This is a genomic window from Streptomyces phytophilus (assembly GCF_013870535.1).
Classification (GTDB): domain Bacteria; phylum Actinomycetota; class Actinomycetes; order Streptomycetales; family Streptomycetaceae; genus Streptomyces; species Streptomyces phytophilus.
The window spans coordinates 1-1,727 of the sequence record NZ_JACBXC010001258.1 but is presented as its reverse complement, the minus strand read 5'-3'; the positions used below and the strand labels follow the sequence as shown (position 1 = coordinate 1,727).

The window sequence follows — 1,727 nt, the reverse complement described above, 5'->3', positions numbered from 1 at the left end:
GGCGATCTTCACCTCGCGGAGCTCTGCGAGGTCGCCGGCCGCGGCGATGGCGGCGAGCGCCTCGTCGCGCACCCGGTCGATCTCTTCCGGTTTCAGTGCCTCGACCTCGACAGGGTCGTACGACTTGTTCGGTGCCGACATCTCTTCCCGTGCTTCCGGTTGGCTGGCTGCGCCCCGACCCGGCGGCCGCGGCGTGTGGGGGTACCCCCAGGCCGAAGGCTCTGGGGGAGAGCGGGGTCGCCGAGGGGCCGGGGGTCGAGTCTAGAGCCTGTACCGCGGACCCGGTCCTCCGCCCGGAGGCGGGCGGGGTCCGCGAGACAGGAGCTCAAGGCGCGTGGACGTGGGTGTGGCCCGTGGGCGGGCGGCCGCTGCTCAGGCGAGGTGGGCCGGGGCGCCGACGGGCAACGTAAATCGAAAGCGGGCGCCGCCGCCGGGGGCGCGGCCGACCGTGATGATCCCGCCGTGGGCCTCCACGATGCCCTTGACGATGTACAGCCCCAGGCCGGTGCCGCCGCGCTTGCTACCCCGCCAGAAGCGGGTGAAGACGCGGCTCATCGACTCCTCCGGGATGCCGGGGCCTTCGTCGCTCACGGTGACCTGGGTGCCTTCCCTGCCGTGGTTGAGAGTGGCGGGTGCCACCTCGATGGTGACAAGTCCCTCGCCGTGCCGCACGGCATTTTCCAGCAGGTTGCCCAGCACCTGGTCGACCTTGTCGGGGTCGGCCCACAGGTCGGGCAGCTCGCTCGGTACCAGGGTACGGAAGCGGGCCGGGTCCTGGCCCGCGGTGGTCTGCGCCTCCACGTGCCGGTGCACCGCGGCAACCACGTCGACGCGCTGCTTGCGCACCTCCAGCCGGCCGGAGTCGATACGGGAGATGTCCAGCAGCTCGGCGATGAGCCGGGTGACGCGGTTGGCGTCGGCGTGCACCGTCTCCAGCATCAGCCGCTTCTGGTCGTCGGTGAACCGCTCCCACTTCGCCAGCAGTGTGGCGGTGAAGCCCTTCACGGACGTCAGCGGGGAGCGCAGCTCGTGCGCGACGGTGGCGATCAGCTCCGCGTGGCTGCGCTCGCTGCGCCGCCGGTCCTCCGTGCCGCGCAGGGTCAGGACGAGCTTGCGGACCGGGCCCGTGCGCCCGTCGCGTACGTAGCGGGCGGCGACCAGCACCTCGCGGTTGCCGGGCAGCAGCAGGTTGCGCTCGGGGTGGCCGGTGCGGATGGCCAGGCCCCCGTACGGGTCCGTCAGCCGCCACCAGCGGCGGCCCTTCAGGTCCTCCAGGGGCAGCGCCTCGGTGAGCGGGCGGCCGAGGACGGCGGCCGGCTCCAGGGCGGTGATCCGCGCGGCGGCGGCGTTGAAGCGCACCACGACGCCGCGCTCGTCGGCCACGACGAGTCCGTCCGGCAGATCGTCGGGCGCACAGCCGAGGTCCTTGGCCTCGGGCCCGTCATCTGCACTCTCCACCCCATGAACCCCCTCCCGCGGTCCGGGCGTTGGCCTGCCCGTACGGTCGACTCGCGGACCTAGAGCGGTCACCTTACCGGGCGGAGCCGACGGGACGGCACCCGCCGATCGGGCGGTGCGCCCGGGCCGAGGCGTAGAGGCACACGGCGGCGGCGGTGGCGAGGTTCAGGCTCTCGGCGCGGCCGTGGATCGGCACGCGCACGACGGCGTCGGCGAGCGCCCTGGTCTCCGCGGGCAGCCCCCACGCCTCGTTGCCGAAGACCCAGCCG

2 protein-coding genes and 1 pseudogene are annotated in these 1,727 nt (G+C 73.6%); all 3 read right to left on the bottom strand.

Annotated features, from left to right (window positions below):
• A pseudogene (locus H5J30_RS31380) lies at positions 1–141 on the bottom strand (phenylalanine--tRNA ligase subunit alpha); the annotation flags it as partial.
• A 231-nt stretch (positions 142–372) separates the two neighbouring features.
• Positions 373–1,458, bottom strand: a complete 1,086-nt coding sequence (locus H5J30_RS31375) for a sensor histidine kinase (protein ID WP_181790941.1) — start codon at positions 1,456–1,458, stop codon at positions 373–375.
• A gap of 73 nt (positions 1,459–1,531) precedes the next feature.
• Positions 1,532–1,727 (bottom strand): TrmH family RNA methyltransferase (locus tag H5J30_RS31370; protein ID WP_309505692.1); only part of this gene is annotated, 196 nt, incomplete at its 5' end.